Raw genomic sequence first — 7,415 nt, 5'->3', positions numbered from 1 at the left:
AGTTTCCCGAAGCGGCTTCCCGAAGGATCAACTTCTCGAGCGTGAGGTCCGACACGGCCTTCCGGAGCCGCTCGTTCTCCTTCTCCAACTCCTTCAGCCGCTTCACTTGGTTTGTCTTCAGCCCGCCATACTCTTGACGCCACCGGTAGTAGGTGAACTGCGTCACGCCAATTGAGCGAACCGCCGCGGCCACAGACTGACCCTGCGATACCAACACATCGACTTGCCGGAGCTTCGCTACAATCTCTTCGGGCTTGTGCTTCTTCTGGGGCATTGCTTGTCCTCCATCTGGCTCGAAAGCCTACTTCAGGGAGGACCACTTTTCAGGGGGCAGGCCAGTGCTGGAACTGCACTCCAGCAAGGCTGACCGCAAGAGTGTGCTGACTCAGCTTGGCCGGTCCTGGGACAGAGCCACTGCTGCTCGAGCGCAGGAATGGGTCCGGGTTGCCGAGGACCTGCGCCTCACGCGCGACCAGCTGAACGCTTATGTCGACGCGCTGCATCGGCCTGGCACACAAGGCTTCAGTGTCTACCAAGCCATCGGCAAGGTTGCTGCCGGCATTCCGAGCTTTGCCTTGCGTTTTGACAACAAGGATTGTCACGACGAGGCAAGCTGGCAGCGTTTGCGAAGGCTGGCCGCCGATCTGGGCACGCGCCAGCGAATCGTCGCAGACCTGGACCCTGCCGGGCCACTGTCACTGCTGGATCGCGCTGAATGGTCCTATGGCTGGCAGGACCGCTATCTTGAGTGCGCCCGTGCACTACGTCTTGCGCGAGGCGCAGCACGCGATGCCCAAGAAGCCTTGGCGCAGCGGCTGGGCCTGTCCCCGACGGAGGCGGAGCATCCGGATATTGCCGCCGCCCTTGTCGGGCTGGCAGCGCAGCGACTGGACAAGCCCGCCGTTTCTCCCGAGGCGCTGCGCGACCCCAATGAAGCCCGCGCCGGACTTGACGCTCTAAAGGATGCCTTGTCGCGCGCAGCCCAGGCCCGGTCCACACTCTCGGCCCGCTACCCCGATGAGGGTTTGGCTGACATGCCGCTGGACGCCCTGGAACTGCAGTGGCGCGAGGCACAGAGAAAGTCCTGGCCCTTTGCCGGCTTTGCGCAGAAAAAGCTCCGCACGGTGCTGCAAAGCTATGCAAGCGCGGGTCAGGCGGATCCTGCACGCGACCTTTCGGCACTGAAGCAACTTCTGCGCGCACGGCAGGACATCGCCGCCTCAAGCCTGCAGTCGCTGCCTGGATTTGCGGGCGAGGAGTCGGATGCAGCCCGCATTGCTGCTCAGATCGATACGGCATCCGCTTTCCTGGATCTTGAACGGCACTTGCGCGCCGCCGGCCTGCCTGCCGCGCGGCTGGAAGCACACCGGCCCCAACTGTCCCATGCCTCGGGCGGCGACTTCTCTGGCCTGCTGCAAGCCCTGCGCGACACAGCGAATAGGTCCGATCAAGCCGCAGCGGCCTTTGCCAATGCAGGAGGCGCCCTGGCACAGGAATGTGACACCCTCCTGGCCGGACTGGAGCCTCTACAGAGCCGGTTCGGCGACTGGCTGAAATGGCGCGCCTGTCGAGCCGAGGCCATCGGTGCCGGATTGGAGCCGCTGGTTCGCGCCTTGGAGGAGAAAGCAGATATTCCCGATACCGTGCGTGCTTTCGAGCAGGCCTATATGGCCTGGTGGCTGCGGCTGGCGATGGATGCCGAACCCTGCCTGCGTGGCTTTGCGCATTGGGAACATGACGCCCTGATCCGTCGCTTCCGGGAACTTGATGATGCCTTGGCCAATCTCGCCTCCGACGAGGTAATGCGCCGCTTGGGAAATGATCTTCCCACGCGCGACTCGGTTCCGCGGAATTCGGAACTGGGGGTTCTGCGGCATCAACTGGGATTGCAGCGCCCGACGCGGGCGATCCGCAGCCTGATTGCCGACATGCCGACGACGTTCGGCAAGCTGGCACCATGCGTGCTGATGTCGCCCTTGTCGGTTGCCCAATATCTGCCCGCCGGGCAGGCGCAGTTTGACCTCGTCATCTTCGATGAAGCCTCGCAGATCTCGACTTGGGATGCCATCGGCGCAATTGCCCGCGGGCGCCAGGCGATCATCGTGGGTGATCCGAAGCAGCTTCCGCCGACGAACTTCTTTGGGCGCAGCGATGACGGCACCCAGGAAGGCGCTGAACTCGCGGAATTCGAAAAGGACATGCCGTCCATCCTGGACGAGGTGGCGGCTGCAGGCATCCCCACCCATCGATTGAACTGGCATTATCGCAGCCGGGACGAGGCGCTAATCGCATTTTCCAACCATTACTACTATGACGGCGGCCTCGTCACGTTCCCCTCGCCCGACGCTTCTCGCAATGCCGTGCGGCTGCACAAGGTCGAGGGCATCTATGGGCGCGGCACAGGGTCAATCAATCCCGTGGAAGCGCGTGCAATCGCTGATTTTATTCGCAAGCGCCTAACGGAATGGCTCAGGCTGCCTGAGAAAAAGCGCCCTACCTTCGGCGTGATCACCTTCAACGCACAGCAGCAGGGTCTGATCCTTGACTTGCTCGATGCCGAGCGCAAGGCCAACCCCGATCTAGAATGGTTCTTCGCCGACGAGCGGGAAGAGCCAGTGATCGTCAAGAACCTGGAGAACATCCAGGGCGATGAACGCGACGTGATGCTGTTCTCGATCACCTTCGGGCCGGACCAGGCCGGCAAGTTCACCATGAACTTCGGCGCGATGAACAAGGACGGCGGCGAAAAGCGCCTGAACGTTGCCATCACAAGGGCCCGGGCGGAACTGCATGTCTTTGCCTCGATTACCGCCGATCAGATCGACACCACACGGACACGCGCCCGCGGAGTTGCGGATCTCAAGGCGTTTCTTGACTTCGCTAACCGGGGACCGGTGGCCCTTTCCGCGCAGGACAGCGGCTCGGTCGGACCTGCGGACTCACCCTTCGAGGAGGCGGTGCGGGACGCCTTGGCCGCCAAAGGGTGGGAGGTCCACACGCAGATCGGGGTGTCCGGCTTCCGTATCGACCTGGGCGTGCGGCACCCCGATCACGCGGGCGTTTGGCTGGCCGGCGTGGAGTGTGATGGAGCGCGTTATCATTCCTCGGCAACAGCGCGCGACCGGGACCGGATCCGTCAGGCTGTCTTGGAAGGTCTGGGCTGGAAGATACTGCGGATCTGGTCGACCGACTGGTTCCGGGCTCCTGATGCCACGATCACGCGTATTGACGGCAGCCTCCAAGCCATTCTGGAAGCTGACCGGGCGCGCCGGGCTGCGGAAGATGCGCCGCAGGAGCCAGTTGACGAAGACGCCGCTCCTTCCGATGAGCAAATGATCAAGCCGGCAGCTGCACCCGGTCCGCAGCAAGCAGGCGTCCTAGATTATGATGTTATTGTCGAGAAGCATGCGGTTCTTTTCGCTGAACAAGCATCCGTCGGCGCCTCGGCACCAGCCCCGTCGCGAGGAGTGCAAATTAGCCCCGAGCGCTTCTTTGACGAAAGCTACACCCCCGATCTCCGCAGCCTGATGCAGCAGATCGTCGCGCTAGAGGGCCCGATACCCGATAGCTCCCTGGCAAGAAGAATTTCCAATCTTCATGGCTGGCAGCGCACCGGCGCCCGCATTCAGGCACGCCTCGCTACGCTGCACGACAGCTTCGACGTGACGGTTGAGGATGATGTCAGGTTCCTGTGGGAACAGGGCAGCATCAGAGACCGTGTGTCTTACCGCGGTATGGGCAATCGATCGCTGCGGGAGGTATCGAGGTTCGAGATCGCGAGCGTCATTGATCGGGATGAAGCTAGGATATCTAAAGCTGAAGATCCAAATCTGGAACTTGCCCGCCTGCTAGGCATCGCACGACTCGGCAAAGAGGCCAGGGATTATCTGCAGCTTTGTCGAAATTGGCGACAAAGCACGTTATCAACAAGCAGTAACCCTTAGTGCTGGACTATGAGTTCGGCTGCTCAATAAGTTAGAAGGAGCAAAGGCAAGGATTCAGATGTCAAACTTCTTCGTGCGCTTGTGTGTCGGGCTGGGTCTGGCGCTATTGATCTTATCGATTCTAACAGGAGCCTTTGCTTTGGATCAGAACGGCTTCCCAATCCTAAATAGTTCAAACCTCTCATCTAGAGGGTGGTCGCTCCTGTTCTTAGGTGGGCTGATCAGTGTCTTTACCTATGACAGTAAGAAAGCGATTGTAGGCAGAAGCACCTAGAATATGGTTTAGCAGCAGGATTGATCATGCAGATTGCGAGCGTCTCAATTAGAAACTACCGATCCATCAGAGCTTTGGATCTAGATTTCTGTGAAGTGACAGCTCTGCTTGGGAGCAACAACGCAGGAAAATCAAGTGTCCTGCGCGCGCTTCAAATTTTCTTTGAGGCAGCTCCGAAACTTACTGATGACGATTACTACCACCGCAGAGCTGAGGAAATTCAGATCTCGGTGATATTTAAGAACCTCGTGCCTTCAGAAATTGCGGAATTTGGTGGTGCCGTTAGCAACGGCCTGTTGAGCGTAACTCGGACGTTTAGGCAGGATAGGGCTGACGCTCACCTGCATTATTCGGTCAATGCACCTGCCTATCCTGCATTTGCAGCGGTGAGAGCAGAACAGAGCAAGACAACGAAACGTAGCCTCTTTAACAGGATTGCTGATGAAACTGAGGGACTTGACCGCGCTTCAAATGCAGAGGAAGTCGAAGCTTTGATGTTAGCGTGGGAGGCCGCCAATCCAGGCTTGCTTCAGCTTGCCTCAATTAGAGGATTCTTTGGTGCGCCTAACGTCGCTAGTGGAAAGCTTGCAAAGAAGACGTCGGTTCACTATGTTCCTGCAGTTGCAGACGCAGGCGAAGAAACTTCCGGCGCAAAGAAGAGCCCAATAATCAATCTTCTCTCTGAAATTGCGCGGCAGGTTTACGAGAACCAGCGCGAGGTCGTTGATTTCATTTCCCGAAGCCAGACCGAATTCTCCGAATTGGTAAGCCCTGAACGATTTCCACAGCTCGCCAGTATCAGCGACCGGCTAACGTCGACAGTGCAACGATACTATCGCGACTCAAGGCTTATGGCTGATTGGGCGAGCAAAGAAGGACTAAAGGTTTCGTTTCCTCAACCATCACTGCGCATTGAAGATAACGGATTTGTTAGCGGGCTGGAGAATGTTGGGCACGGGCTCCAGCGAGCCGCGTTATTTTCAGTGATCGAATTTCTTGCTAGTAAAGTTGATAATGATGGAGAAGGATTTGATGAAGCGCAGAGCGACATCGTTCTCCTAGTAGAGGAGCCGGAGATATATCAACATCCGAGCAAGCAGCAAGTCATCCATGATGCATTCCACCAGATCTGCAAGGACTTCAGCACCGACTCAGGAATCAGGTTTCAAATAGTTTTTTCCACTCATTCGGAAAAATTCATTGGAATGAACAAATTCCAGTCTGCGCGCATTCTTCGTCGAACTTCAGTTGAGGGCGAGGAGCAACATGGATGCTCCTCGGTTAGTGTGTCGCGTGCCAGTCAATTCTTTGCTGAGGCTTTAGGTCGCGATCCTCTTTCCGACGCTTCATTTGAATCAAAAATGTACATCTTCAGCCGAGAGATATGCGAAGGGTTTTTTGCGCAAAAAGTCGTTCTTGTCGAAGGTGTCAGCGATAGGGCAGTATTGGAGGCAGCTTATCGGGCTGTTGGTCGACAGCCGGAGGCTGAAGGAATTGCCATCATCTCCGTGGACGGCAAGACGAAAATGGATAAGCCGCTGTTTGTTTTCAATAGTCTTGGAATTCCTGCATTCGCTGTTTTTGACTCTGATCGATCCAAGTCGAATAAGAAGCAGAAAGTCAATGCGAACGTGATGATTCAGAGAGTTTTGGGGATTGCACAGCCGGTTGACTTCCCAGACGGGTGTTTTGAACGGTTTGCGTCATTCTCTGATAACATGGAGGCGCATCTGAAGGGGCTCAATTGCGAAGTATGGGAGCGCGAAGTTCAAGCCTACAAAGACGAATACGGCTTCGATTCCGATGATATATGCAAAACACCATGGGTTGCTCAGCAGATCTGTGAAAAACTCGTTGAGGGTGGGGCAGAACTAGATAGGTTTAAGCGGATCATTGAGAGCGTGGACGCGCTCTGAGCGTTCTTGCCGCTGCTTCACGCTGCTATGACAGTTGATGCAGAGGTTTTGTAGCTGCGCCCATCAATACGACAGCGCCTTTTTGCCCCGTGCTTGGCCCTATGGTCTACATGCTCTGCCGGAACGCCACAGAAGGCGCAGAAGGGATGCTCCCGGAGGAACTCGACCTAGTGCGAGTTTCGACCACGCTCGAGCATGCCGTCCAGAACTTGCCCCGGGGCCGGGCGCCACGCACCGCTTGAAGCTGCAAATGGCTCAGGCTGTTCAAGCAAACGCAGCATGGTTGAACTTGAAGAGTTGCACGAAGTTCTCTGGCCCCCGCGGGATTTTTTCGGCTCAAGCACCGCTAGTTTTGAGAATGGCCGCAGACTTCCTCAACGGCAGTAAGCCTAGGGTCAGGATTCATAACCAATAGATGACGGGAGCCGCGTGTGCGATGGCAGAGAGGAAGACCTTTGGGCAGCGGTCATAACGGGTCGCGACGCGCCTCCAATCCTTGATCCTGCCGAACATGATCTCCATGCGGTTGCGCCGTTTGTGGCGTCGCTTGTCATACCAGCGTCTTGCGCTGCTTCTGACCGGGAATGCAGGCGCATATCCCCTTGCCGCCTCTCTCAGCCAGTCGGCATCATACCCGCGATCGCCGAGCAGCCACTTGACCTTTAGGCAGGCTGCTGAGCAGCGCCCGTGCGCCGATATAATCACTCACCTGCCCGGCGGTGATGAACAGTTCAAGCGGTCGCCCTTGGCTGTCGCAGATGGCACGCAGCTTGGTGTTCATACCGCCTTTGGTGCGGCCGATCAGGTGGCCACGCCCCCAATTTGACGGCCCTTCTGGTCGCTGTTCGATGGGCCTTCAGGTATGTCGCGTCGATCATCACGGTCTTCTCTTCACCGTGTTGGGCAGCAAGCCCGGCCATCATCCGGGCAAAAATGCCCTTCCCGCTCCAACGCCTCCAGCGGCTGTAAAGCGTCTTGTGAGAGCCATAAGCGGCGGGTGCATCACGCCAGCGCAAGCAATTGGGGATGATGAAGATAATCCCGCTGAGAACGCGCCTGTCATCAACACGTGGCTTGCCGTGGGACTTCGGGAAAGAGGGGGCAAGGCGCGCCATCTGCGCATCAGTCAGCCAGAAAAGGTCGCTCATGTCACCGCTCCGTTTCGGGCCGTGAATCACGCAGCGCAACAGAGATCAATGCATGCTGACCCTAGAGATTGACTGTCAGGCCAAAGATCCGTGCGACACCGCTTTTGCCAACATCTATCATTATGAAGTAAGC

Annotated in this window: 3 protein-coding genes and 1 pseudogene; 2 read left to right on the top strand and 2 right to left on the bottom strand. The window is 57.5% G+C overall.

Features of this window, described 5'->3' with window-relative positions; genetic code table 11:
• On the bottom strand, positions 1-274 hold a 274-nt coding region (locus tag BLP73_RS18410; protein WP_139166038.1), incomplete at its 3' end, for a transposase.
• 64 nt (positions 275-338) lie between these two features.
• On the opposite strand from BLP73_RS18410, the gene BLP73_RS18405 reads away from it, so the two are divergent.
• Both BLP73_RS18405 and BLP73_RS18400 read left to right on the top strand, forming a co-directional pair.
• A complete protein-coding gene (locus tag BLP73_RS18405; RefSeq protein WP_090748350.1) occupies positions 339-3,944 on the top strand; it encodes a DUF3320 domain-containing protein in 3,606 nt (1,201 codons plus the stop codon).
• A gap of 300 nt (positions 3,945-4,244) precedes the next feature.
• The gene (locus BLP73_RS18400; protein WP_090748347.1) at positions 4,245-6,134 is read left to right on the top strand and encodes an ATP-dependent nuclease; all 1,890 of its coding nucleotides are present in this window, start codon (positions 4,245-4,247) and stop codon (positions 6,132-6,134) included.
• 402 nt (positions 6,135-6,536) lie between these two features.
• Here the strand turns inward: BLP73_RS18400 and BLP73_RS18395 are convergent.
• Positions 6,537-7,282, bottom strand: a pseudogene (locus BLP73_RS18395) (IS5 family transposase).
• Positions 7,283-7,415 lie beyond the last annotated feature (133 nt).

This window comes from Paracoccus tibetensis (assembly GCF_900102505.1).
Lineage (GTDB): Bacteria > Pseudomonadota > Alphaproteobacteria > Rhodobacterales > Rhodobacteraceae > Paracoccus > Paracoccus tibetensis.
This window is presented reverse-complemented; position numbering and strand designations above follow the sequence as displayed.